Raw genomic sequence first — 24,661 nt, forward strand, 5'->3', positions numbered from 1 at the left:
GGTGTCGGCGCGGTGGCGCGGCACGTTGTTCATACAGCTTCCTCGAGGATGATATCGGCGATGCGCTCTGCGGCATCGACCTTGGCCAGCGCACGTGCGGCTTTCGCCATCTGCATGCGGCGGGCGGGATTTTCGGATAGTTCACGCAACAGTGACGTGATGCCGGTCACCAGCGCGTCGCCCTGCTTCAACAGCACGGCGGCATCGCGCTCGACCAGGTACTCGGCATTGCGGGTCTGGTGGTCGTCGACGGCGGCCGGGAACGGCACCAGCACACTGCCCACGCCGACCGCGCACAGTTCGGCCAGGGTGGAAGCACCGGAACGGCAGACCACCACGTCCGCCCATGCGAAGGCATCGGCCATGTCGGCGATGAAGGGGGTGATCTCTGCCTCGACGGCAGCCTTGGCGTACGCATCCACGGCTTCGCCGTGCATTTTTTCGCCGCTCTGGTGACGCACCGTCACCGGATACGCTGCACCCAGCGCGGCGATCGCCTGCGGCACGCCGGTGTTGAGTGCGCGCGCGCCCTGGCTGCCGCCCACCACCAGCACGCGCAGCGGACCGCTGCGGCCGGCGAAGCGCTGTTCGGGCGGCGCGATGGCAGCGATCTCGGCACGCACCGGGTTGCCCACGGCTTCTTCGCGTGCGGCGAAGCTGCCGGGAAAACCGGTCAGCACGCGCTGCGCGAAGCGCGACAGGAAGCGGTTGGTCATGCCGGGGGCACGGTTCTGTTCGTGTACCAGCAGTGGCAGGCCATGCAGCCGCGCGGCGAGACCGCCGGGTCCGGAGGCATAACCGCCGAATGCGATCACCGCGCGCGGATGGCGGTCACGCAGGATGAAGCCAGCCTGGCGGATTGCGCGCAGCAGTCGCCACGGCGCGCCCAGCAGGGCCAGCTTGCCCTTGCCGCGCAGGCCGGCGATGTCCAGCGTGTCGATCGGCACGTCATGCTGCGGCACCAGGCGCGTTTCCATCTGGCCCACGGCCCCCAGCCAGGTCACCGGGATGCCGCGTTCGCGCAGCACGCGGGCCACGGCCAGTCCCGGGAAGATGTGGCCGCCGGTGCCACCGGCCAGGATCATCACCGGGCGATCGGCAGAAGCGCGCGCGCTCATGACAGCCTCCCGAAGGTCGGCTCGATACGCGTCTGCAGGCGGCTGGTGCCACGCGGAGCGGTGTCCTGCGCCGGTGCGTGCGTGCTCGTCTGCTGGCGGCCGGCGACGTTGGCCACGCGCCCGGGAACGGCGGCAGGCGCGGCGCCGGCCGGTGCGCGCACCACGTCCTCGCTGGCATCGTCGCCACCGCCCATGCGCACCGCGTGGCGGCGCTCGGCGCGGTCCAGTTCATAGGACACGCGCAGCAGCAGGCCCATTGCCACGCAGGTCATCAGCACGCTGGAACCGCCCGACGAGATCAACGGCAGGGTCAGGCCCTTGGTCGGCAGGATGCCCAGGTTGACGCCGATCGACACGAAGCTCTGCATGCTGATCCACAGCCCGATGCCGAAGGCGATGTAGCCGGAGAAGTGCCGCTTCATTTCCACGCAGCGCATGCCCAGCCACATCGTGCGCCCCACCAGCAGCGCATACAGCGCCACGATCAGGCAGGTGCCGATGAAGCCCAGCTCTTCGGCGGTCACCGAAAAGATGAAGTCCGTATGGGCTTCAGGCAGGTAGTACAGCTTCTGCACCGAATTGCCCAGGCCGACGCCGGTCCATTCGCCGCGGCCCACGGCCATCAGCGCGTTGGACAGCTGGTAGCCGTCGCCCTGCTGGTCGGCCCACGGATCCAGGAACGAGGTGATGCGGCGCATGCGGTAGGGTTCGAAGATCGCCAGCGCGGTCATGCCGATCATGCCGAAGATGATCGGCATGGACATGCGCGGCATGTTCACACCGCCCAGCACCAGCATGCCGGCGGTGATCGCCAGCAGCAGGGTGGACGAGCCGAAGTCCGGCTGCAGCAGCATCAGCACCACCAGCGCACCGGCCACGCCGAGCGGCTTGAGCATCGCCGGCCACGTGGCGTTGACCTCATCGCGGAAGCGCACCAGGTAGCTGGACAGCCACACGATGTACAGCACCTTGACCGCTTCGACGGTCTGGAACTTGGAAACGCCGAGGTTGATCCAGCGCCGGGCGCCGTTGACGCTGCTGCCGAGGCCGGGGATGAACACCACGATCAGCAGCGCGAAGCAGCCCAGCAGCAGCAACTGGTTGTACTGCTCGATGGTTTTCAGTTCGGTGCGCATGGCCAGCCCGGCCAGCACGATGCCCACCGCCAGGAAGATCAGGTGGCGGTTGAGGTAGTAGAACGGGCTGCTCATCAGCGCGATCGAACTGGACGCGACCATCACCACGCCCAGCCCGGTCAGCGCGATGATCGCGCCGAGCAGCCACTTGTCGAAGTGGCCTCCGATGGCTTCAAGGCGTGTTGCCTGGCGCGACAGGTCATTCATCAGCGCACCTTCAACGTGGCCAGGCCGACCAGCACCAGCACCACCGAGATGATCCAGAAGCGCACGATCACGCGCGGCTCCGGCCAGCCCTTCAGTTCGAAGTGGTGGTGGATGGGGGCCATGCGGAACACCCGCTTGCCGGTAAGCTTGAACGAGGCGACCTGGATCATCACCGACAGCGTCTCGACCACGAACACGCCGCCCATGATCACCAGCACCAGTTCCTGGCGCACGATCACCGCGATGGTGCCCAGCACCGCACCCAGCGCCAGCGCGCCGATGTCACCCATGAACACCATGGCCGGATAGGTGTTGAACCACAGGAAGCCCAGACCGGCGCCGGCGATCGCCGCGCAGATGATCACCAGCTCGCCCGCACCCGGGATCTGCGGGATCTGCAGGTAGTTGGAGAACACCACGTTGCCCGATGCATAGGCGAACACACCCAGCGCGCACGCCACCAGCACGGTCGGCATGATCGCCAGGCCATCCAGGCCGTCGGTCAGGTTGACCGCGTTGGAGAAGCCGACGATCCAGAAATAGGCGATGGCCACGAAGCTGATGCCGGCCAGCGGAAGCGCCACCGACTTGAACATCGGGATGTAGAAGGTGAGCGCGGACGGCACGTCGGCGGTGAAGTACAGGAACAGGCCCGCCGCCAGGCCGAAGATCGACTGCAGCAGGTATTTGTAGCGCGACTTCAGGCCGTTCGGGTCGCGGCGCACGATCTTGATCCAGTCGTCGTACCAGCCGATGGCACCGAAGCAGATCATCACCGCCAGCACCAGCCACACGTAGCGGTTGCTCAGGTCGGCCCAGGCCAGCACGGCCAAGGTGACGGTGAGCAGGATCAGCGAGCCGCCCATGGTCGGCGTGCCGGCCTTGGCGAAGTGGGTCTGCGGGCCATCGGTGCGGATCGGCTGGCCGCCCTTGAACTGGGCCAGCCGGCGGATCACCGCAGGGCCCATCCACAGCGACAGGAACAGCGCCGTCAGCGCCGCCAGGATGGCGCGGAACGTCTGGTAGTTGAACAGCCCGAACGAGCTCTCCAGCTGCTGCAACCATCGAGCCAGTTCATACAACATGGGGGGCTTCCTCTCCTTGCGCGAGCAGCGCTTTCACGATCTTGTCCATGGCGCTGCCACGGGATCCCTTGACCAGGCAGCGCACGCCGGCCTGCAGGTCGTCCTGCAGCGCGCGCGCCAGGGCGTCATGGGTTTCGAAATGTCGTCCACCGTCGCCGAATGCAGCCGACGCGGCAGCGCTGAGCGGACCCAGCGTATACAGGCGCTTGATGCCGCCCTGGCGCGCGCGCTGGCCGGCCTGCGCATGCAGTGCCACCGCGTCCGGGCCGAGTTCGCGCATGTCGCCCAGCACCAGCCAGCCGTCCTGGCCGCTGCCGGCAAGGGCATCGATGGCCGCCGCCAGCGAGCCGGGATTGGCGTTGTAGCTGTCATCCACCAGCACCGCGCCATTGGGCAGGCGATGGGCGATCTGGCGGCCCGGCACCGGTTCAGTGACGGCCAGCGCGGCCACGACCTGCTGCAGCGGGATGCCCGCCGCCAGTGCCAGCGCAGTGGCTGCCAGCGCATTGCCGATGTTGTGGCGGCCCGGCAACGGCAGCGATACCGACGCCTCGCCGGCCGGCGTGTGCAGCACGAAGTGGCTGCCCGCAGCGTCGAAGCGGATCGCCGATGCGCTCACGTCCGCGCTGTAGTCCAGGCCGAAACGCAGCACGCCGCAACGCGGCGGGGTACCGATGAAATGCTGTTCGAACCACGGCGCGAAGGCGTCGTCGGCGTTGATCACCGCTACGCCATCGGCCGGCAGCGCGGCGTAGATCGCACCCTTGGTGCTGGCCACGCCCTGCAGGCTGCCCATCCGCTCCAGGTGCGCGGCGGCGATGTTGTTCACCAGCGACCAGCGCGGACGCACGATGTCGGTCAGGTAGGCGATGTCGCCGGGCTTGCCGGCGCCCATTTCATAGACAGCGAAATCCGCATCTTCCGGCGCGGCGATCACCGCCAGCGGCAGGCCGATTTCGTTGTTGAAGTTGCCCGGATTGGCATACACCACCTTGTGTGCCGCCTGGGCATGCTGGCGCAGGATATCCAGCAGCAGGGTCTTCACGCTGGTCTTGCCGTTGCTGCCGGTGATGGCGAACACGCCAGCGCTGCGATCGCGCTGCATGCCGGCGGCGATGCGGGCCAGCGCCAGTTCGCTGTCGGCGACCAGCACCTGCGGCAGGTTCAGCGGCAGCAGGCGCTCGACCAGCAGCGCACTCGCGCCGCGCGCCTGCGCATCGGTGCCGAAATCATGCCCGTCGAAGCGCTCGCCGCGCAGCGCCACGTACAGGCTGCCGGAGCTCATCTGCCGGGTGTCATTGCTGATGGCATCGATGGCGACGTCGTCGCCATGGATTTCGCCACCGGCCCAATGCGCGATCAGCGAAAGCAGGGTGCGCCTCATGCCACGCCCTCCACGTGCGCACGTGACGCCAACGCTGCCGCAGCCACGTCGGTGTCATCGAAGGCGTGGCGGACGCCGTTGATCTCCTGGTAGGGCTCATGGCCCTTGCCGGCAATCAGCACGATGTCGCCGTCGCCTGCCGCGGCAACGGCCGCAGCGATGGCACGCGCGCGGTCGCGCTGCACGTGCACCGCCGAAAGATCACTGAAACCGGCCAGGATGTCGGCCACGATGCGGTCACCGTCTTCACCGCGCGGGTTGTCGTCGGTCACCGTCACCCGGTCGGCGAGGCGTTCGGCGATCGCCGCCATCTGCGGGCGCTTGCCGGCATCACGCTCGCCGCCGCAGCCGAACACGCAGGCCAACTGGCCGGCGACATGGCCGCGCAGGCTGGACAACGCTTGTTCCAGGGCATCCGGGGTATGCGCGTAATCGATGACCACGGTGGGCTGGCCCGCCGCGCCGCCGAGGCGGTTCATCCGCCCGTGGATCGGCTGCAGCTGGCCCAGCACCGCCGCGATAGTGGCCAGCGGATGGCCCAGCGCGTGCAGGGTGCCCGCCACGGCCAGCAGGTTGTCCACGTTGAAGCGACCCAGCAGCGGCGAGCGCACCTCTGCGGTGTCGTTCGCGATCTGCAGGGTGAACGCCAGGCCCTGCCCGTCCAGCACGATGTCGCGCGCGCGTACGGCAGCGCCGGCGGCATCGCGCGAACTCACGCCGATCGCCTGCTGGCCGGCCGGCAGGCGCGCATGCAGCACGCGGCCGAAGGCATCGTCGAGGTTGACCACCGATGCACGCAGGCCCGGGCGGTGGAACAACCGCTCCTTCGCCGCGCCATAGGTGTCCATGTCGCCGTGGTAATCCAGGTGGTCGCGGGTGAGGTTGGTGAACACCGCCACGTCATAGTGCACGGCATCGACGCGGCCCTGGTCCAATGCGTGCGAGCTGACTTCCATCGCCACCGCCTGCGCGCCGGCGTCACGCAGCCCGGCCAGCAGCGCATGCATCTGCAGCACCAGCGGGGTGGTGAAGCCGGTCGGCTGCACATCGCCGAACAGCCCGGCGCCCAGCGTGCCGATGCTGCCGCTGCGGGTGCCCAGCAGGTGCCAGGCCTGGGCCAGCAGCTGCACGGTGGAGGTCTTGCCGTTGGTGCCGGTCACCCCGACCATGCGCATCGCGCGCGATGGCGCGCCGTGGAACTGGTCGGCCATCGCGCCCATGCGCGCGCGCAGCCCGGGCACGGCGATGGCATCGGCCGGTGCGGGCAGCTCCTGTGGCGCAGGGGGTTCGAACAGGATCGCCGACGCACCAGCGCCACGCGCCTGGTCGACGAAACCGAGGCCATGCGCGCCGAAGCCGGCGATGGCCACGAACGCATCGCCGGCACGCACCGCGCGGCTGTCCATCACCAGGCCGGTGATGGTCACCTCGCGGCCGCCCAGGGCGACATCGGGAAGCAGGGTCGAAAGCAGCATGCTACGGCTCATTGCGTGCCTCCCGTCGGTGCGGGGGCCGGCGCGGGGGCCTGCGCGGCGGTCGGCAGCGCGGCGTCGAATTCAGCGGCGGCATCGGCCGGCAACACCACGTCCGCCGGCGGCGTCGGCAGCACCGAGGCCGAATGCCCGGTCTTGCCCGACTGCTGCGCGGTCAACCAGGACTGGATGTCATCCGGCGGCACGTCCATCAGGCGCAGCGCGCCGTCCATGACGTTGTGGAACACCGGCGCCGACACCAGGCCGCCGTAATACTTGCCCGCCTGCGGATCGTTGATGACGATCACCGTGGCGAAGCGGGGATTGCTGGCCGGCACCACGCCGGCGAACAGCGCGTTGTAATGGCCGCGTTCGTAACCACCGGGGCCGGCCTTGCGTGCGGTACCGGTCTTGCCGGCCACGTGGTAACCGAGCACCGCCGCCTGCTTGGCGCCGCCCTGGGTGACCACGGTCTCCATCATCGCCACCACTTCCTTGGCGACTTCCGCATCGACCACCTGGCGCGCTTCGTTGTGCTGGCCCTTGACGAAGGTCGGCGGGATCAGCTTTCCGCCGTTGCCCAGCGCCGAATACGCCGTGGCGATCTGCAGCGGGGTCACCGACAGGCCGTAGCCGTAGGACATGGTGGTCTTGGACGAGCCACTCCAGCGCGCCGGGCGCGGCAGCACGCCACCGGATTCACCGGGGAAGCCGCTGCCGGGACGGCTGCCGTAACCGAAGTTGTGCACCGAATCGTAGAACACCTGGTCGGTCATCTTGGCCACGACCTTGGCCGCGCCGACGTTCGAACTGCGGGTGATCACGCCGGTGACGTTGAGCACGCCGTTGTTACGCGGCACGTCGCGGATGGTGTACCGCCCCAGCGACATGTAGCCGGGGTTGGTGTCGATGATGGTGTCCTTGGTGACCACGCCGGCCTGCAGCGCGGACGCAATCGTCAGCGGCTTCATCGTCGAGCCCGGCTCGACCAGATCGGTCACCGCGCGGTTGCGGCGCGTGTCCGGCACCGCGCCATCGAGCGAGTTCGGGTTGTAGGTGGGCAGGTTGACCATCGCCAGCACTTCGCCGGTGGCCACGTCCATGATCACGATCGAACCGCCCGCCGCCTTGTTGGCAACCAGCGCATTGCGCAGTTCGCGGTAGGCCAGGAACTGGATCCGGCGATCGATGCTCAGGGTCAGGTCCTTGCCCGGCGTGGCGGCGCGCAGCAGATCGCTTTCCACCGTTTCGCCCTTGCGGTTGCGGATCACCCGCTTGGCACCGGCTTCGCCGCGCAGCCATTCGTCGAAGGCCAGCTCCAGTCCTTCCTGGCCGCGGTCGTCGATGTTGGTGAAGCCGAGCACGTGCGCCATCGCTTCGCCCTGCGGGTAGAAGCGGCGGAACTCGCGCTGCGCGGCAACGCCGGGAATCTTCAGCGCGACCACTTTTTCCGCATCGTCCGGGTTGATGCGCCGACGCAGGTACATGAACTCTTTGTCCGCCTTCTGGCTCAGGCGGCTGCTCAGGTCGTCCACCGAAAGGCCCAGCGCGGTCGCCAGCTCCGGAATGCGATCCGGCGTGCGCAGCAGTTCCTGCGGGTTGACCCAGATCGAAGCGACCGGGGTGGAGACCGCCACCGGCTCGCCGTTGCGGTCGGTGATCATCCCGCGCGAGGTCTTGATCGGCAGTTCGCGCAGGTAGCGCGCCTCGCCCTGGCGCTGGTAGAAATCGCTGTTGATCAACTGCACGTAGGCGGCACGACCGACCAGCGACACCGAACACAGGCCAAGCGCCAGCGCCACCCAGCGCAGGCGCTGGCGCAGGTTGAAGGCGTTGCGGGGACGGTTGCGGCCGGTCTTGTTCATGGACGGACCACCACCACGTCGGCGGCTTCCGGGAACTTCATGCCGAGTTTTTCACGCGCCACCTGGTCGACCCGGTTGGCCTCGGCCAGGGTCGCCTGTTCCAGCTGCAACCGGCCGAATTCGATGTTCAGCTCATCGCGCACGCGCTCGGCGCGGGCCAGTTCGATGAAGGTCTGGCGATGGCGATGGCGCACGAACACCACCCCGATCGCCGAAGCGACCGTGCAGGCCAGCAGCACGATCAAAATCAACCGGCTCATCCGGCGACCTCACGCTTCTGCGCCACGCGCAGCACTGCACTGCGGGCGCGCGGGTTGCCGGACAGTTCGTCGTCGTTGGCCTTGATGGCACCGCCGATCAGGTCCAGCGTAGGCACGAAGACCTGCTGTTCGGGCAGGCGACGATTGCTCGGAGGCGCTTTGGCCAACCGGTTCATGAATTGCTTGACGATGCGGTCTTCCAGCGAATGGAAGCTGATCACGGCCAGCCGGCCACCGGGCTTGAGCCGTTCCACCGCCGCATCCAGCCCGGCCTCGAGGTCGGCCAGTTCGCGGTTGATGTGGATGCGGATCGCCTGGAAGCTGCGGGTCGCGGGATGAATCTTGTCCTTGCCACGCGGCATCACCGAAGCGATGGCATCGGCCAGTTCGGCGGTGCGGGTGAAGGCCTGCTTCTGCCGGCGGGCGACCAGGGCGCGCGCGATGCGGCGGCTCTGGCGCTCTTCGCCATAGGTCCACAGCACGTCGGCGATTTCGGTGTCGTCGGCGCGCGCCAGCCACTGCGCCGCGCTTTCACCGCTGTCCGGGTCCATCCGCATGTCCAGCGGGCCGTCCTTGCCGAAGCTGAAACCGCGCTCGGCAACGTCCAGCTGCGGCGAAGACACCCCGAGATCGAACAGCACCCCATCCAGGCCGGCGGCGGTTGCCTCCCACTGCAGCAGCTGGGCGAAGCTGCCACGGAAAATGGACACGCGCGGGTCCGGCGCGAAGTCGCGCTCGGCCACCGCGATGGCGTCCGGGTCCTTGTCCATGACCAGCAGCCGGCCACCCGCGCCGAGCTGCTCCAGCACGCCACGCGCATGACCGCCGCGGCCGAACGTGCCGTCCAGGTAGGTTCCGTTTTCGATCACCCTCAGGCCGTCGAGGACCTGGGTGTACAGCACCGGCAGATGACCCGCCGGCGACTGCGACACCGGGAGGTGACCGGTCTGCGCTGCTCCGCGCACCCGGGCACCCCGGCTCACAATTTCAGGTCGAGAAGCCCATCGCCCAGATCCTCGTCAGACAACGTCTGCTGGATCAATGCGCGGTGTGCCTGCTCGCTCCACAGTTCAAATTTGTCACCCATGCCCAGCAATACCGCCTTTTTTTCGATGCCCACCGCGCCGCGGTGGCTGGCGGGGATGCTGATGCGGCCATTGCCGTCCAGCTCCAGATGTGCGGCCGAACCGACCAGTTTCTGTTGCAGCAGGCGCACTACCCGCTGCGTGTTCGGCTTGGCCATGACGTCGTCACGGACACGCTCCCACTCCGATTCGGCGTACAGCCACAGGCAGCCGGATTCGAAGGGGTTGTAGGTCAGGACCAAGCGGTTGTTGCTCACGCGCGCGACCAGGTCGCGATGAACGGTTGGAACCGCCATGCGCCCTTTGTCGTCAACTGTGATGGCCGTCTCGCCCTGAAACACGACGCGTGCACCTTTCCTTCAGCGTGATGAAACATTGAACCACGAAAAACCACAAAAGACCCGGTTTTCCCTCTGTTGCCCACCTTATCAGCGGTCAAAGGGTTGTCAACAACTTTTGGAACAGGAAATCGCCTGTCTCATCAATAGCTTGCAGCGATCTTTAGAGACTTGTTCAAGGCTTATCCACAAGTGGCTGTTTCGTCTCAAATTTTGAGATTTCGTCGAAGTTCAGGGGTGTGTAGGGGGCGTGAAACCTTCGCCTCGCATTCATTGATCGTGCGGATTGCGTAGCGGGCAACTGCGCAAAACAGCACAATGGAACGCATGTGCCTGCTTGCTTTGGCCTGGCTGCACCACCCGCGCTGGCGCCTGGTGATGGCCGGCAACCGCGATGAGTTCCACGCCCGGCCGACCGCGCCGCTGTCACGCTGGACCGACGCGCCGCAGGTGATGGGCGGGCGCGACCTGCGTTCAGGCGGTGGGTGGACAGGCGTCGGTGCCGGCGCGCGGATGGCGGTGGTGACCAACGTGCGCGATCCACTGGCCTCGCAGACCGGGCCCTCACGCGGCGCGCTGGTCGCCGATTACCTGCGCGGCAGCGCAGCGGCTGGCGTGCACGCCGACCGGCTGTCGCGCGTCGCCGCGACGTACGCCCCGTTCAACCTGCTGCTGGCAGATGCGCAGGCCCTGCACTTCCTCGGCAACCACCCATCCGAACAGCAGCAGCTGGCACCCGGCATCCACGGCCTTTCCAATGGGGCGCTCGACGCACCGTGGCCGAAGACGCGACGGCTGATGGACGCGCTGGGCACGTGGATCGATAGCGGCACGTCGTCGCTGGAGCCCTTGTGGACGGCATTGGCCGATGAACACCGGCCTGCCGATGCCGACCTCCCGGACACCGGGATCGGACTGGAACGCGAACGCTGGCTCAGCCCGGCCTTCATCCGCGGCGACGACTACGGCACCCGCGCCAGTACCCTGATCCTCATCGACCACGACGGCCGGGGTGCAATCCACGAACGACGGTTCGGGCCGCAGGGCGCCGCCTTGGGCCAGGATCAGCTCAGTTTCCAATAACGCATCTGGGTCCAGAGCCGCCTTTGGTAAAAGGGGGCGCGCCGACAGGCGCGGGGATTGGGGGCACGGTGCCGCCGGGCCCCATGGCTTGCGCAGCAAACCAGGGGCGCTTCATCGCCAATGCGATGAAAGGTGGCGGAGCCGGCCGATAAGCCGGGTTCTGTCGTGGACAGTCATTCCTCTAGGCGTTACGTCACCGCAACGCTCAAGCAACCTACCCGGACCCGACGCGGGCCGCGCCATGAGGTCCCTATTTGGTCTTGCTCCAGGTGGGGTTTGCCGTACCGGTCTGTTGCCAGACTCGCGGTGCGCTCTTACCGCACCATTTCACCCTTACCACGCGCCCGAAGGCCGTTCGGCGGTATCTCTCTGTTGCACTTTCCGTCGGCTTGCGCCGCCCAGGCGTTACCTGGCACCTTGCCCTGTGGAGCCCGGACTTTCCTCGGCATCCCGAAGGATGACGCGACTGTCTGGCCGACTCCGCCGCGTGCATTCTCCCATATCCGCCCGTTTCCGGGGGCGGCGATGATCAGCTGCCGTACAGCGCCTTGCGCGGGGCACCGGTCAGTTCGGCCGCCAGCTTGGCCGCAGTGGACGGCGGCAGGTGCTCGCTGAGCGTGGCATAGACCCGACGGCCTTCGGCCAGCTGTGCCTGTTCGTCATCGGCCGCGCCCTGCACCATCACCACGAACTCGCCCTTGCGCTGGTTCTCGTCGGCGTCCACCTGCTGCTGCAGGCTGCGCAGGTCCCCGTCGAGCACGGTTTCAAACAGCTTGGTCAGCTCACGCGCCAGCACCGCCGGGCGCTCCCCGCCGAATACCGCGGCCATGTCGGCCAGCGACTCGGTGATGCGGTGCGAGGATTCGTAGAACACCATCGTGCGCAGTTCCCCGGCCAGGCCCTGCAGCCGATCACGACGGCCACTGGCCTTGGCCGGCAGGAAGCCTTCAAACGTGAAGCGATCACTGGGCAGGCCGGCCACGCTGAGTGCGGCGATCGCCGCGCACGCACCGGGGATCGGGCTGACCCGTATCCCGGCCTGGCGCGCCGCGCGCACCAGCCGGAAGCCCGGGTCGCTGACCAGCGGGGTGCCGGCATCGCTGACCAGCGCCAGCGACTCGCCGGCCTGAAGGCGGGCCACGATGCGCTGCGCCAGCAGCTCTTCATTGTGGTCGTGCAGGGCCACCAGCGGCTGGGAGATGCCGAAATGCGACAGCAACTGGCCGGTACGCCGGGTGTCTTCGGCACAGATTGCCGCCACCGTGCGCAGCACCTCCTGCCCGCGCGGGCTCAGGTCGGCAAGGTTGCCGATCGGGGTGGCGACGACATACAGCGTGGCAACGGTCATTTCAGCGGCACTCCAAGGTCAAGGGTAGAATCCTAGCGTGTACCCGGCCACGGCCGCTGCCCTTACTGCATGGACCTGATCATGAACAAGCCTGTCGTCCGGATCTCCGCCCTGTCCTTGTCGCTGCTGCTGCTGGCTGGCTGCGCCACGACCAGCCTCACCAGCGCACCGGAGTCACCGGCCCAAGGGCAGGCCCTGCTGCTGATCGAACAGGGCCGGCCGCGCGATGCGGCGATGCAGCTGGAAGGCCTGGCAGGCACCCTGCGCGGCGCCGCACGCAGCAATGCGCTGGCCGATGCCGCGTTCGCCTGGCATGAAGCCGGCGATGCAACGCGCGCGCGCAGCCTGCTGTCCCAGCTGCAGCCGCGCCAGTTGTCCGCCGCCAGCCGCCAGCGCTACCTGCTGACCACCGCCGAACTGGCACTGGCCGACAAGCAACCCGCGCAGGCGCTGGCCGCCCTGTCCGAACCGGCCACCGAGCTGTTGCCGGCACTGGCACCGCGCTGGCAGCTGGCCCGCGCCGCTGCCCTGCAGGCCACCGGGGACGCCTTCGGTGCCGCGCAGGAACGCGCCCGCGCCAATGTCGGCCTGTCCGGCAAGCCGCGCACCGACAACCAGTCGGCGATCATCGGCCTGCTCGGCACGCTGGATGACGCGACCCTGCAGGCGCGCGCCGCCGCGCTGCCGGCCAACGATCCGCTGTACAACTTCGCCGGCCGTGCGTTGATCGCACGCGGCCTGCCGCTGCCGCGTCCGTTCGACCGCGATGCAGCCACCGCGCAGTTCGACACCAGCAAGCGCCCGCCGGCGATGAGCGATGGCTACCGGCCGCCGGTGAAGCTGGCCGTGCTGCTGCCGCTGACCGGCCGCCTGGCCACCGCCGCGCAGCCGGTGCGCGATGGCCTGCTGACCGGTTACTACGGCGAAACCCGGCGCAAGCCGGAAATTGATTTCATCGATACCGCCGGTACTGCGGCCGGCGCGCTGTCGGCCTATGACCGGGCCGTGAGCAGCGGTGCGGACTTCATCGTCGGCCCGCTGGGGCGCGACGAAGTGGATGCCGTCTACGGCCGCGCGCAGTTGCCGGTACCGGTGCTGGCGCTGAACCGCGGCAAGGATGCACCGCCAGCCGGCAGCGCCGGCTTCTCGCTGGCGCCGGAAGACGACGGCGTGATGGCCGCCGAGTACCTGCGCGGCCGTGAGCGCGCCAAGGTGATCGTGCTGCACAGCGGTGATGACACCGGCCGCCGCACCGCCGCCGCGTTCGCCGAACGCTTCACCCAGCGCGGCGGGCAGGTGCTGGCCACGATCGGCGTGGCGGACACCGTGGGCGACATCAGCGCGCGCCTGCGCGCTGCCGGACAGGCCGACGGCGTCCTGCTGGCGGTGCGTGCCCCGCAGGCCCGCCAGCTGGCCCCGCAGCTGGCCCTGGCCGGCGTCGGCGGCGGCACCCGCGTAGGCACTTCGCAGCTGACCGTGGGCAGCGGCAAGCCGGAAGAAGACGTGGCGCTGGATGGCATCATCTATCCGAACGAGGCCTGGAACGTGCGCGGCGTGGCCGGCCTGCCCAGCGCCGGCACCGCCGGCCAGATGCTGCCCAGCGCACGTGGTGCGGCCGGTCGCCTGTTCGCCTTCGGTTTCGATGCGTGGAAGATCAGCGCGTACATGGAATCGCTGGCCGCCCAGGGCGGACTGTCCGGCGCCACCGGCACCTTGTACCTGGACGGCGGTGGCAACATCCTGCGCGTGCCGGCGTGGTCGACCTTCAGCGGCGGGCGGCCGATGCCGATCGCCAGTGCCAACTGACAGGGCCCGGCGTGGCGCGGCGGTCGAAGCGGCCGCCGAGCGCCTGCTGTGCGAGGCCGGCCTGACGGTGCTGGACCGCAACGTGAACTTCCGCGGCGGTGAGCTGGACCGGGTAATGGACGACGGTGGCACCGTGGTGTTCGTCGAAGTGCGCTACCGCGCCCGCGCCGATTTCGGCGGCGCCGCCGCGTCGGTGGACAGCCGCAAGCAGCAGCGGCTGGTGCTGGCCGCGCAGCTGTACCTGCAGGCGCACCCGGCGCTGTGCAACCAGCCGTGCCGCTTCGACGTGGTGCAGGCCAGCGGTGAACCGCCGCGCCTGCAGTGGCTGCGTGACGCGTTCCGGCTGGACGGCTGAGCGCCCCTCCCCTTGCTTCTGCTGGAATCAACATGAACACCGAACTGCCCGCCGCGCTGGTTGCCGAACTGTCCCTGCTGCTCGGTACGGACGGCTGGCGAACCGACGCCGCTGCGCGGGATGCAAACGCGCAGGACAATTCCTGGCGCCGCCAGTTGCCGTTGGCGGTCGCGCTGCCGTCCACCCGCGAGCAGGTGCAGGCCATCGTCCGTGCCTGCCGCAGGCATCGGGTGGCCGTGGTCGCACGCGGCGCAGGCACCGGCACTACCGGCGCCGCCGTCCCGCTGCAGGGCAGCGTGGTGCTGTCGCTGGCACGCATGGCGCGGATCCTCGAAGTACATGCAGGCGATCGCTGTGCGGTGGTGGAGCCGGGCGTGCTCAATGGCGACCTGCAGCAGGTGCTTGCGCCGCACGGCCTGTTCTGGCCGCCGGACCCGTCCAGCGCCGACATCTGCAGCATCGGCGGCAACCTGGCCTGCAATGCCGGTGGGCCGCGCGCGGTGAAGTACGGCACCAGCCGCGACAACGTGCTCGGCCTGGTGGCGGTGACCGGCACCGGCGACCTGATCCGCTGCGGTGGCGCCTACACCAAGGATGCCACCGGATACGACCTGACCCATCTGCTGGTGGGCAGTGAGGGCACGCTGGCGATCATCGTGGAGGCCACCCTGAAGCTGACCCCGGTGGCAGTCGCCCAGGCCGGCCTGCGGGTGCTGTACCGCGATGCCGATGCCGCCGCGCAGGCGGTATCGCGGGTGATGGGGCAGCCGGTGGTGCCGACGCGACTGGAGTTCATGGACGCGCGCAGCCTGCAGCTGCTGCGCCTCAATGGCGCCGATGTACCCGACGCCGGGGCCATGCTGCTGATCGAAGCCGACGGCGACCACGATACCTTGCCCTACCTGCTGCAGGCATTGGCCAACGCCGCCGAAGGCGATGGCATGATCACGCTGGACGTGGCGATGGAAGGCGCAGCGCGCGAGAAGCTCTGGGCGGCACGCAAGGCGCTGTCGCCGGCGCTGCGCAGCATCGCGCCGGGCAAGATCAACGAAGACGTGGTGGTGCCGGTTTCGCGCATTCCGGAACTGGTCAGCGGCGTGCAGGCCCTGGCCGCCGAGTTCGACCTGACCATCGTGACCTTCGGCCATGCCGGCAACGGCAACCTGCACGTGAACATCCTGTATCACCCGGACGATGCGCACGAAAGCGCGCGTGCCCACGCCGCGCTGCCACGTATCTTCGCGCTGACCCTTGCACTGGAGGGCACGCTGTCCGGCGAGCATGGCATCGGCCTGGCCAAGCGTGATTTCATGGCGCAGGCCTTCACCCCGGAGACCCTGACAGCAATGCGCGCGATCAAGGCCGCGCTGGATCCGGACGGCATCCTCAATCCAGGCAAGGTGCTGCCCGGGCCGGACTGAACGCGCCCCCGCAAGGCGAGGCACGGTGGGGGGTCTGATCGCTTCAGGGATAGTCGGCGGTCAGCCGCGCCTCGCCGCGCAGTGCGCCGGGTTGCAACACGCCGTCGGTGCGTATGTATTGCGCCTCCAAGCGGATCGTATTGGTACCGTCCTGCCGCGTGCCGTGATCCCACGGCACGCCGAATGCCACTGGCTGGCCGTTGCGCAGCATGCGCAGCCGTACCCCCTTTACGTTGGAACCTGCGGCCGGTACCAGCTCACCGATGCGTGCGCTGTTGCCATTTGCATCTTCCAACGTCAGGCGCACGTTGCTTCCCGCCGAGGGGCAGCGCATGGTCACCTCCAGCGGGCGTGTCGCTGCCGTCGCGCCCGGCTGGACGATATCAGCCGCAGTGATCGTCGGCAGCACCAGCGTGGTGTCCGACAACGCGCATGGCAGCGCCGGGACCAGAACGTCGGCGGTGTGGCTGTGCTGGACGTTCCCTGCGCCAGGGTAGGCAAGGATACGGGTGGAGCCCTGCATCGCGGGCATGGCGCCGCCGGACATGGGGCCACCGCGTGCAATCAGTTTGTAACCAAGGCCGGCAAATAGATCGTTGCTGTTGCCCAGACCCGTCCCTCCGGTTCTGGCCGGCATGCGCAGCTTCCGGTCTATCCAGACAGCGGCATGGCGGCTCACTCCTGAAGCCCAAGCGAACGAGACCAATCTGAAAACGACCAGTGGCGAGGTTCTGCTCCATCCGTACGCCGGATATATCTCCCCGTCTATTCGAACCGTACGAACCAGTTCAAGTCGTGGAAAGTTCGGGGTGAACTCGACCTCAACATCACGCGTGTGAGGACACCCATCGAACTCGCCCGACCTCAACGAGGGAGCACCACGCCAACCGGTCAGCTCTACATCCGGATTGGTCTCATTACGTATCGTGACAGCGTCGCTCGACGCATCGTGGCGGACTACGCGGCTGCATGCAGACGCTGCTCCGGTCGCCACCAGCAGGGCAGCAGCAAGCATCAATCCACTGGCAGACCTGGGCAGATGCCCAGGTGCCAGCACTGCGCTCCTGCTCATTTGTAATCCGCGGTGATGGTGATTTCGGTGCTGACCGCCCCCGGTGCCAAGCCCGCCGGGGCTCCGGCGAGATGGTAGCCGCTGCGGATATCCAGCTTGCCGGCAGCCCCGGCGACCGGCACCGCAACGCTGTCGCCCTTTTTCAGATAGGTGGTGCCGGTGGTACCGGACAGCAGCGCAATGGTCACTCCCGCCGCAGGTGTCTTGCCCGCGGTGTTTTTCCACCGTTCTGCATCGCCATCAGCCGCCGTGCCATCAAAGCTCAGGGTTGCAGTGGATACGCCGACACAGTTCTTCAGTTCCAGCGCACCCGTCTTGATCGCATTGTCGCCCTGGTTCAACTCGTCTGCACGCAAGGGGGCGAGTTGGATCGGCGCTGCAACCAGGGTGCAGGTGCCAGGGTTCACCCGGCCGGAAATGCTCAGTTTGGCGGTATCGGCACGGCTGGCGGAAGCGAGGACAAGCAGGCTGAACGGCAGCAGTGCACAGGCGGTGGATCGAGCGAAACGATTCATGGAGAACTCCATTGTGGGTTGAAAGAAATCAAGGTCATCGCGCTGCGGACGCGCTGGGGGTTGAAGTGTCCGCAGACGCAAAAGGCAGGCATTGCGCCGCATCCCACAGCAGTCCGTAGGCATCGGCGGTGGTGGGGATGCGGTACTGCAGACGGCAACGATGCGGTCCATGTGGATCCACGATCAGCACGCCGGCGTGCGACGCACCGCGCAGCTGGATGACGCCGCCCTGCCCCACTGCGCCCTTCGCGTGCCCGTACTCGTCCTGCAGCGCGGCGGCGAAGGGAAGCGGCTGGCCTGCGGCGTCGGTCGCATCGATGAACAGCGTGCGGTCCGCGCGCGTAGTGAAGGTCACCCGCACGATGCTGCCTGCGGTCGGCGCGACGCGCTGCGCGGTCTGCTGCAGTTCAACGTCCAGTGGCAGGTCGGCCGGCTCCAGCTCGATCTGGTTCCAGCGGTAGGGGCTGATATGCGGCAGCACCGCGAAGCCGTCGCGCGAGACGCGGATGCCATCCGCGCTGCCGACCCGTGCACCGCGTGCACCCTTGGCCTGGATCAACGCGAACCCGTCGCCCACTGATGGCCCTGCGGTGACACCGCCGTCATGGATGACCACGCTACCCGCTACCCCCAGGTTGCCGCTGCGGCTGTCCCCCTGCTGGCTGTAACCGGCCGACAGCGTGCCGGCGCTGGTGCGGTAGGCCGCGTTGCTGCTGAAACTGCGCGCCTGCCCGCTCGCGGCATGCGCAGACGCGCTGTAGTTGAGGTTGTGTGTATCGCCGGCGGTTCCGCTCAGCCCAAGCTGCAACCGTGAACCCCGCTGCGCGGGGTTCAGCAGGGCGTGCGCATGCGGTGCGCCGGCGCTGCTGCCCAGCGGCAGGCTGGCGGTGAGCGCATAGTGGGTCGTCTGCTGCGATTGTGCAGCCAGGTAGCGCATGACCGAAACGCCATAGGTGAGGTGGCCGAACGTACTCTGGAAGCCAAGCTGCATATCGCTGCGTGGACGTCCTTCGCTCCCGTAGGTGGAGCGCCCGCCGCTGAAGAACAGCGAGCCCCGTGACCCCAGCTGCTGCGACAGCGTCGCCTGGTAGCGCTGCCGCGGACATGATCGCGCGGCCCCGCAGTCGGCATCCGCACGCGCCGCTTCAGCCAACGTCACAAAGCCGCTGCGGCCGTAGCGATAGGCCGTCATCGCCACATGGCTGGCGGTAGCCCGGATATAGCGCTGATAGTTCAGGCGGATGCTGTTGCCGGTAACCGGTCCATGCCCCGGCCACGACATCCGTGACCGGGTCAGGTCCAGTCCCACTGCACCCAACGGTGTCGCGAACGCTGCACCCAACAGCGCCGCGCCATAGTGATCAGCAAGCTGCGTGCCGGCGAGCAGGGTCAATGGATTGCTGATGCCGCGTGCATAGGTAGCCTCTACGAAACGCCAGTGGTGTGCCCGACCTCCCGTTTCACGCAGCGTGCCGGCGGCCGCGCTGAGCCGCGTCGCGCCGGGTCGCAGCGCCTGCGCCGCCGCGGAAAATCCCACGTTGAACCGCTGCTCGCGTCCGTCGGTCTCGGTAACGGTGACCTGAAGGTCACCGCCGAAACTGGTTGGATAGAGATCGTCGATCAGGAACGGCCCCGGGGCGACGTGAACTTCATGGATCAACCGACCATTCTGATGAATGCTGACCCGCGCGTTACTGTTGGCGACGCCCCGAACGGCCGGCGCATAGCCCCGGAGCGCGTCCGGCAGCATGCGTTCGTCGGTAGCTAAGCGCACGCCGGTGAAGCGAACCGCAGCGAACAGTTCGCCGCCGGTGTGGGCCTGGCCGATCACCAGCTGGCTGTTCCAGTCGGGCAGGTCGCGCTGCAGCTCGGTGCCCAGCACGGCGTAGCGCGTGGAGGCGGGATCCCGGCTGAGCGCGACCCTGTGCCGCAGCCGCCAGGCGCCGGCATTCACCCCGGTCCGCAGCGCCAGATAGCGTGCACTGCGACGCTGGCTGCGACTTTCATTGAAACTGTAATCGATGAATCCCGCGGTGATTCCCTGATCGCGCTGCCGCACCGGTACGTCGCCGCGCCCGCTGGAGGCGAGCGCCGCCTGCGGGATGCCGATGCGCAGCGCCAGCTCTGCCTGGTCCACGACGACGGTGGCGCCCTCGATCAGCTGCCCCAGCGGACTGCACCCCTCAGGGTGTGCGATCAGCTTTTCCAACTGATCGGCCTTCAATCCAAGACTCTCGATGATGGACAGGCCTATGCAGGGTTCGCCGCTCTCAAACGCGATGTCAGCGGTCGCATGCCATTTCCCATTGATCACGACGTCGAGTGCGTGCACGCCATCGGCAAATCGAGCTTGGTCAAGATAATGCTGCGTGTCGATTGATTTCCCACCCAGCATGAATCCTCCGCTGAACTGCGGCGGGGGGACGGTTGCTGCGCTTACGGGGGACCCGGCCAGCAACCACGCAATTGCGACGGCAAGTCGATTTAACTGTTGAATTGAATCTGCGCACTTGGTGGACATTACGTATCGGGCACGCAGCCCGTCGCGTTGGAAGGAGTGCGACGTTAGGTGCCCAGCCGCGTCCGCACCATCGGGAAAACTGTATTTTGTGCAGCGCACAAAACCATCAGATGGAATGATGACCGAATACAGTTTCTCCCATGGCAACACGGATCATCCGCGGTAACGCTATGCGCATCGCGCTTTTCCGTTCGCCCTTGCGTATTCGTCCTGCAGATTCAAGAGAACCTTGTGACCCTTATTCAACGCCCCTTTCTCTGTTGCACCCTGCTCATCACCGGCATCCCCACCGCGCTCGCCGAGCGCCTGGAGATTACCGGTGAACTGACTCCTTCCACCTGCGTGGTGCAGGTGATCGACGGCACCGTCAGCGTGCGGATGGGCAAGGTCGATCTGGCTTCGGTCAATACCCTTGCACGCGCCGGCCAGCAGAATTTCAGCCTGCATCTGGACTGCAGGGGATCGGGCGCAGCGCAGACGGTCGCGGTGCGCTTCAGCGGCGCCCCGCACGGCCTGACCGGCAACCTGGCGCTGACCCCGTCATCCACCGCGACCAACGTGGGCGTGGCGCTTTACGACGTTGATGGCCGGCACCAGAAAATCGACGGCTCACCCACGACCGCCGTCCTGATCGCGGCCAATGGACAGGGCCGCCTCGATTACAGCGCGTGGTATGCCGCACCCTTCAGGAACGCCACCGCAGGGACTGCCAATGCGCAGGCCAGCGTGGTGGTCCTCTACCGATGAACCCACCGACCTACCTGCCGCGATCCGCTACCGGCATCGCGCACTGCCGCTCAACGAGGCACCCCCGATGAAACTCAATGACCTGCGTTACAGCATCCTGCTCTGCTCCCTCGTGGCGATTGCGCCGGTATCGGCCGCCGTGACACTGCAGGCCACCCGTATCGTGCATGACGCCGGCAAAGGCCGTGATGCGACGCTCCGCGCCGCCAATACCGGCGACCAGCCCGCACTGACCCAAGTGTGGATCGACGACGGTGACGGTCGTGCGCGTCCTGAAGACATCCGCACGCCGTTCCGCCTGACCCCGGCCGACCCTCGCCTGCTGCAGCCCCACCAAGGACAGGCCTATCGCATCACTTATGCACCGCGCCCGTCCGACCCGGCGTTGCCCCGCGATCGCGAGTCGGTGTTCTATTTCAATCTGCTGGATATTCCGCCGGCGCCTGCCGGCGCGGAGCAGGCGAACCTGCTGCAATTCGCGGTACGCACGCGCATCAAGCTGTTCCATCGCCCGCAGGGCCTGGCCGGCAAAGCAGAAGACGCACCAGCCAGCCTGCGCTGGAGTGTCGGCGCCGACCGCGGCACGCTGCGCATCCACAACGCGTCGGCATTTCACGTCAGCCTGGACCACATCACGCTGGAAGACGGCACGTCACCGCCGGTGGACATGATCGCCCCGTTCAGTACGGTGGATGTACCCATGCATCAGCCCCCGCGCCTGCCTGCCACGGTCACGTACTCGTGGCTGGACGATTACGGTGCGCAACGCGAGGGCCGCGGCCCCATCAACGCGGCGCCCGCACCGTGAGCAGTGCGTTCCCTCCTTGCGCCCAAGGCGATGATCGCCCCGCAGCCTTACCGGCCGTTCTCATTGCCGGCACGCTGCTGGGCCTGCTCAGCACGGACGTTTCAGCCTGCGCCGTGACAAAACGTGCCGATGCGGTTGCCGAAGGACAGATTCTGATTCCCGACGAAATGCGGCCCGACATCATCCTGCATCAGGGAGGCAACGACCGTAGCGGATTGGAGTTCATCAACTGCCCGCGGGTGCAGCGGGTAGACATTGAAAGTATTCCCGCCATGCCTGGCCTGACCTACGTCAGGAATATCCGATACGACGGGCAAGACTATCCAGCCTTCGGCTGGCACCCGACCTCGCCGCTCATTGTGTTCAACCTGCACAAGTACAGTCCGGGTGCTCCGCCGGGTACGGACAACACACCCTTCAGGGCGGATCAGGCGAACAGGATTCAGGTCACGACGGGACACGGCGGCGGCTTTGCAATGCATATGGGCCTCGGCTACACCATTTACTCGCGCGGCGGCCCGATGTCACCCGTCGACCCGGTGATGCTGTCAGCCGTCACCACGACGCCGGGCTTCCCTGGCAATGGGCCCATGCACCATTCCCTGTCGTTCAGTCTGGTCATTCCCGCCCGCACCTGCACACTGTCCGACACGGACCTGCAGCTTGCGCCGGTGCCGGCCGATGCGCTGCTCCGGGTGGGACAATCAGCGGGCGAAATGCCCTTGCGTGTGAAGATGCAGTGCCCCCGCGATGGGATCAGGGTCGATCTGACGCTGCGCGATGCCGTGGACCGCAGCAACACGGGAAGCACGCTCACGCCGGTGGCAGGGCATGCAAGCGCGGGCATTGCGGTGCAGTTGATGCGTGACAACGCACCGGTACGCTTGGGCAGCACGTGGACACCGCCGCTGCCACACGCCGGCGAACAGACCATCGACCTGGCCGCGCGCTACCTGCGCACCGCCGGTGCGTTGCTGCCAGGCTCCGTACAGGGCCAGGCGATACTGACTGCCGATTACCGCTGAACGCCTTGCGCGTGAGCGTTGCTGAAGTGCACGTAGCCCTGAGCGACCGGCATGCCGGGACAGTCGACGCCGGCACCGTCGACCATCCGGCCGATGCGGGTCAACGGGGTGCCCAGCTGCTCCGCCATGGCATGCAGTCGCGAGCGGTTCGCCGCAGGTGCGCAGAAACACAGTTCGTAGTCGTCGCCACCGGCAAGCGCGCTCGAACGCGCACGTTCAAGCGTCATCGTGCGCTGCAGCGCAGGTGACAGGGGCAGCCGATCCGGCTCCACACAGGCCCGCAGGCTGCTGCGTGCCGCAATATGGCCGACATCGGCCAGCAGGCCATCCGACACATCCACGGCGGCTGTCGCAATGCCGCTCAGGGCCAGGCCCACGCCGACGCGCGGCGTGGGCCGCAGCAGGCGCTGGCGCAGGAACTCGCGATCAGCATCCTGCGCGACTGCAGTGACATCGAGTTCGCCGCGTTGCCACAGGTGCAGCGCAGCGGCGGCATCACCCAGCGTGCCGCTGACCCAGATGTCATCGCCGCCCTGCGCGCCATCGCGGCGCAGCGCCTGCCCGTGCGGGACCTGCCCGAAGGCGGTGACCGACAGCGAAAGCGGGCCACGCGTGGTGTCGCCGCCGATCAGCCGCCACTCATGCGCATCGGCCAGTGCGAAGAACCCGTCGGCGAAGGCATCGATCCATGCTTCGCTGGCTTCCGGCAGGGACAAGGCCAGCGTGCCCCAGGCCGGGGTGGCGCCCATTGCGGCAAGATCGGAAAGATTCACCGCCAGGGTCTTCCAGCCGATGTCGGCAGGCAGCGTTTCAGGCGGAAAGTGCACGCCGCTGTTGAGCGTATCGGCAGTCACTGCCAGCCAGTGGCCGGCCAGCGGCTGCAGCAGCGCCGCATCGTCGCCGATGCCGAGTACGATGTCATCGCGCCCCTTGCTGCGGGCGCGGATACGATCGATCAGGGCGAATTCGGCGAACGACATCGGATGTCAGCGGCGCTCAGTTTCCGCTTTCGGTCTTTCGCCATTCCACGGCGGCACGATCCAGCACGCCGTTGACATAGGTGTGACCGTGTTCGGACCCGAAACGCTTGGCCGATTCGATGGCCTCGTTGATCACCACACGGTACGGTACGTCGGCGCGGAAACGCAGTTCGTAAGCCGACAGCCGCAGCACCGCCCGTTCGATCGCATCGACTTCTTCGATGGTGCGGTCCAGGTACGGCGCGAGCGCCTGGTCGATATCACGACGGTTGTCGAGCACGCCGTGCACCAGTGCTTCGAAGTACGCCAGGTCGGCCACTTCGCGTGCCTGTTCGTGGGCAAACTGGGCGACCAGCGATTGACCATTGCCGCCGGAGATCTGCCAGGCGTAGATGGCCTGCACGGCACGGCGGCGCGCGCGCGAACGCAGTACGGGATCGACGCCATCGCGGCGCACGGGTCTGCCGGACGGCCTGCCCTGGGAATTATTGTTCATGGCAGCTGCTCCAGAAGATTGATCATTTCCAAGGCGGCCAAGGCCGCCTCTTCACCCTTGTTGCCGTGGCTGCCGCCCGCGCGGGCTTCGGCGTCCTCGGCACGTTCCACCGCCAATACGCCGTTCAGCACCGGCACGCCGAAGTCCAGCTGCACGCGCATCAGGCCCTCGGCGCAGCGGTCGGCCACGTGCTCGTAATGGCGGGTATCGCCACGGATCACGCAGCCCAGGGTGATGATGGCGGCGTGCTGGTGGGCAGCCGCCAGGCGCGCGGCGACCAGTGGGATTTCCCAGGCGCCGGGCACCCGGATGACATCCACGGCGTCTTCGCTGATGCCATTGCTGGCCAGGCTCTGCCGTGCGCCGGTGACCAGCGCGTCGGTGATACGGGCGTTCCAGCGGCTGGCCACGATGGCCAGGCGCGCCGATCCGGGAGAGCGAAGATCGCCTTCGAAATGGCTCATGTGCGGGTTTGGGGTACGTAAGAGGGGGCAAGTTTACCGCGCGCAGGCGGTGCGCGGGCCCTCGGCGGGC

The 24,661-nt window shown here is 67.5% G+C and carries 23 protein-coding genes and 1 other RNA gene; 7 read left to right on the forward strand and 17 right to left on the reverse strand.

Going from position 1 to position 24,661, the window contains the following annotated elements; all coding sequences use genetic code 11:
- Positions 1-29 precede the first annotated feature (29 nt).
- The 9 genes from murG to mraZ are packed head-to-tail and all read right to left on the reverse strand — an operon-like array spanning position 30 to position 9,953.
- Complete coding sequence (gene murG, locus RTX79_RS14220) at positions 30-1,118, reverse strand: undecaprenyldiphospho-muramoylpentapeptide beta-N-acetylglucosaminyltransferase (protein ID WP_312684454.1); 1,089 nt, start codon at positions 1,116-1,118, stop codon at positions 30-32.
- On the reverse strand, positions 1,115-2,461 hold the full coding sequence (gene ftsW / locus RTX79_RS14225) for a putative lipid II flippase FtsW (protein WP_312684455.1): 1,347 nt from the start codon (positions 2,459-2,461) through the stop codon (positions 1,115-1,117). The genes murG and ftsW overlap by 4 nt, the downstream gene beginning before the upstream one ends.
- Positions 2,461-3,546, reverse strand: coding sequence for a phospho-N-acetylmuramoyl-pentapeptide-transferase (gene mraY, locus RTX79_RS14230; RefSeq protein WP_057507808.1), 1,086 nt, complete (start codon positions 3,544-3,546; stop codon positions 2,461-2,463). Before mraY ends, ftsW begins: the two co-directional genes overlap by 1 nt.
- A complete protein-coding gene (locus RTX79_RS14235) occupies positions 3,536-4,930 on the reverse strand; it encodes a UDP-N-acetylmuramoyl-tripeptide--D-alanyl-D-alanine ligase (RefSeq protein ID WP_312684457.1) in 1,395 nt (464 codons plus the stop codon). The genes mraY and RTX79_RS14235 overlap by 11 nt, the downstream gene beginning before the upstream one ends.
- The gene (locus RTX79_RS14240; protein ID WP_312684458.1) at positions 4,927-6,417 is read right to left on the reverse strand and encodes a UDP-N-acetylmuramoyl-L-alanyl-D-glutamate--2,6-diaminopimelate ligase; all 1,491 of its coding nucleotides are present in this window, start codon (positions 6,415-6,417) and stop codon (positions 4,927-4,929) included. Before RTX79_RS14240 ends, RTX79_RS14235 begins: the two co-directional genes overlap by 4 nt.
- Positions 6,414-8,267 carry a peptidoglycan D,D-transpeptidase FtsI family protein gene (locus RTX79_RS14245; RefSeq protein WP_312684459.1) on the reverse strand — a complete coding sequence of 618 codons (1,854 nt, stop codon included), beginning with the start codon at positions 8,265-8,267 and terminating at the stop codon, positions 6,414-6,416. The genes RTX79_RS14240 and RTX79_RS14245 overlap by 4 nt, the downstream gene beginning before the upstream one ends.
- Entirely contained in the window at positions 8,264-8,527 is a 264-nt protein-coding gene (gene ftsL, locus RTX79_RS14250) for a cell division protein FtsL (RefSeq protein ID WP_042613642.1), read from the reverse strand. Before ftsL ends, RTX79_RS14245 begins: the two co-directional genes overlap by 4 nt.
- Entirely contained in the window at positions 8,524-9,492 is a 969-nt protein-coding gene (gene rsmH / locus RTX79_RS14255) for a 16S rRNA (cytosine(1402)-N(4))-methyltransferase RsmH (protein ID WP_312684516.1), read from the reverse strand. The genes ftsL and rsmH overlap by 4 nt, the downstream gene beginning before the upstream one ends.
- Positions 9,493-9,506: 14 nt before the next feature.
- Complete coding sequence (gene mraZ, locus RTX79_RS14260; protein ID WP_042613641.1) at positions 9,507-9,953, reverse strand: division/cell wall cluster transcriptional repressor MraZ; 447 nt, start codon at positions 9,951-9,953, stop codon at positions 9,507-9,509.
- A 324-nt stretch (positions 9,954-10,277) separates the two neighbouring features.
- Here mraZ and RTX79_RS14265 point away from each other — a divergent pair, with 324 nt between their 5' ends.
- Positions 10,278-11,033 (forward strand): NRDE family protein, encoded by a 756-nt coding sequence (locus RTX79_RS14265; RefSeq protein ID WP_312684460.1) that lies wholly within the window; start codon positions 10,278-10,280, stop codon positions 11,031-11,033.
- A 133-nt stretch (positions 11,034-11,166) separates the two neighbouring features.
- On the opposite strand, the gene rnpB is transcribed toward RTX79_RS14265, so the two are convergent.
- An RNA gene (gene rnpB / locus RTX79_RS14270) (RNase P RNA component class A) lies at positions 11,167-11,515 on the reverse strand.
- Between the two features lie 47 nt (positions 11,516-11,562).
- A complete protein-coding gene (gene rsmI, locus RTX79_RS14275; protein ID WP_312684461.1) occupies positions 11,563-12,381 on the reverse strand; it encodes a 16S rRNA (cytidine(1402)-2'-O)-methyltransferase in 819 nt (272 codons plus the stop codon).
- A gap of 81 nt (positions 12,382-12,462) precedes the next feature.
- On the opposite strand from rsmI, the gene RTX79_RS14280 reads away from it, so the two are divergent.
- The 3 genes from RTX79_RS14280 to RTX79_RS14290 are packed head-to-tail and all read left to right on the forward strand — an operon-like array spanning position 12,463 to position 15,963.
- Positions 12,463-14,187 carry a penicillin-binding protein activator gene (locus tag RTX79_RS14280; protein WP_312684463.1) on the forward strand — a complete coding sequence of 575 codons (1,725 nt, stop codon included), beginning with the start codon at positions 12,463-12,465 and terminating at the stop codon, positions 14,185-14,187.
- Positions 14,177-14,542: a YraN family protein gene (locus RTX79_RS14285; protein WP_312684464.1), complete on the forward strand. Its 366-nt coding sequence runs from the start codon at positions 14,177-14,179 to the stop codon at positions 14,540-14,542. The genes RTX79_RS14280 and RTX79_RS14285 overlap by 11 nt, the downstream gene beginning before the upstream one ends.
- 32 nt (positions 14,543-14,574) lie before the next feature.
- Positions 14,575-15,963 carry an FAD-binding oxidoreductase gene (locus tag RTX79_RS14290; protein ID WP_312684465.1) on the forward strand — a complete coding sequence of 463 codons (1,389 nt, stop codon included), beginning with the start codon at positions 14,575-14,577 and terminating at the stop codon, positions 15,961-15,963.
- A gap of 43 nt (positions 15,964-16,006) precedes the next feature.
- Here RTX79_RS14290 and RTX79_RS14295 read toward each other — a convergent pair whose 3' ends face one another.
- The 3 genes from RTX79_RS14295 to RTX79_RS14305 all read right to left on the reverse strand — a co-directional run bounded on the left by RTX79_RS14295 (position 16,007) and on the right by RTX79_RS14305 (position 20,221).
- Positions 16,007-16,600 carry a fimbrial protein gene (locus tag RTX79_RS14295; protein ID WP_312684467.1) on the reverse strand — a complete coding sequence of 198 codons (594 nt, stop codon included), beginning with the start codon at positions 16,598-16,600 and terminating at the stop codon, positions 16,007-16,009.
- Positions 16,601-17,031: 431 nt separating this feature from the next.
- Positions 17,032-17,550: a fimbrial protein gene (locus RTX79_RS14300; RefSeq protein ID WP_312684468.1), complete on the reverse strand. Its 519-nt coding sequence runs from the start codon at positions 17,548-17,550 to the stop codon at positions 17,032-17,034.
- Between the two features lie 34 nt (positions 17,551-17,584).
- Positions 17,585-20,221 (reverse strand): fimbria/pilus outer membrane usher protein, encoded by a 2,637-nt coding sequence (locus tag RTX79_RS14305; protein WP_312684469.1) that lies wholly within the window; start codon positions 20,219-20,221, stop codon positions 17,585-17,587.
- Between the two features lie 90 nt (positions 20,222-20,311).
- Here RTX79_RS14305 and RTX79_RS14310 point away from each other — a divergent pair, with 90 nt between their 5' ends.
- The 3 genes from RTX79_RS14310 to RTX79_RS14320 all read left to right on the forward strand — a co-directional run bounded on the left by RTX79_RS14310 (position 20,312) and on the right by RTX79_RS14320 (position 22,651).
- On the forward strand, positions 20,312-20,818 hold the full coding sequence (locus RTX79_RS14310; protein WP_428696013.1) for a fimbrial protein: 507 nt from the start codon (positions 20,312-20,314) through the stop codon (positions 20,816-20,818).
- Between the two features lie 67 nt (positions 20,819-20,885).
- Entirely contained in the window at positions 20,886-21,626 is a 741-nt protein-coding gene (locus tag RTX79_RS14315) for a fimbrial biogenesis chaperone (RefSeq protein ID WP_312684471.1), read from the forward strand.
- Positions 21,623-22,651 (forward strand): fimbrial protein, encoded by a 1,029-nt coding sequence (locus RTX79_RS14320; RefSeq protein WP_312684472.1) that lies wholly within the window; start codon positions 21,623-21,625, stop codon positions 22,649-22,651. The genes RTX79_RS14315 and RTX79_RS14320 overlap by 4 nt, the downstream gene beginning before the upstream one ends.
- Here RTX79_RS14320 and thiL read toward each other — a convergent pair.
- Genes thiL through ribH form a run of 3 tightly spaced genes read right to left on the reverse strand, consistent with a single transcriptional unit; the run spans position 22,642 to position 24,591 of the window.
- Positions 22,642-23,631, reverse strand: coding sequence for a thiamine-phosphate kinase (thiL, locus tag RTX79_RS14325; RefSeq protein WP_312684474.1), 990 nt, complete (start codon positions 23,629-23,631; stop codon positions 22,642-22,644). The two genes, RTX79_RS14320 and thiL, sit on opposite strands and share 10 nt — an antisense overlap.
- 16 nt (positions 23,632-23,647) lie before the next feature.
- Entirely contained in the window at positions 23,648-24,127 is a 480-nt protein-coding gene (gene nusB, locus RTX79_RS14330) for a transcription antitermination factor NusB (RefSeq protein ID WP_312684475.1), read from the reverse strand.
- Positions 24,124-24,591 (reverse strand): 6,7-dimethyl-8-ribityllumazine synthase, encoded by a 468-nt coding sequence (gene ribH, locus RTX79_RS14335; protein WP_057507792.1) that lies wholly within the window; start codon positions 24,589-24,591, stop codon positions 24,124-24,126. Before ribH ends, nusB begins: the two co-directional genes overlap by 4 nt.
- Positions 24,592-24,661: the final 70 nt, after the last annotated feature.

The sequence above is a fragment of the Stenotrophomonas chelatiphaga genome (genome assembly GCF_032054965.1).
Classification (GTDB): domain Bacteria; phylum Pseudomonadota; class Gammaproteobacteria; order Xanthomonadales; family Xanthomonadaceae; genus Stenotrophomonas; species Stenotrophomonas chelatiphaga.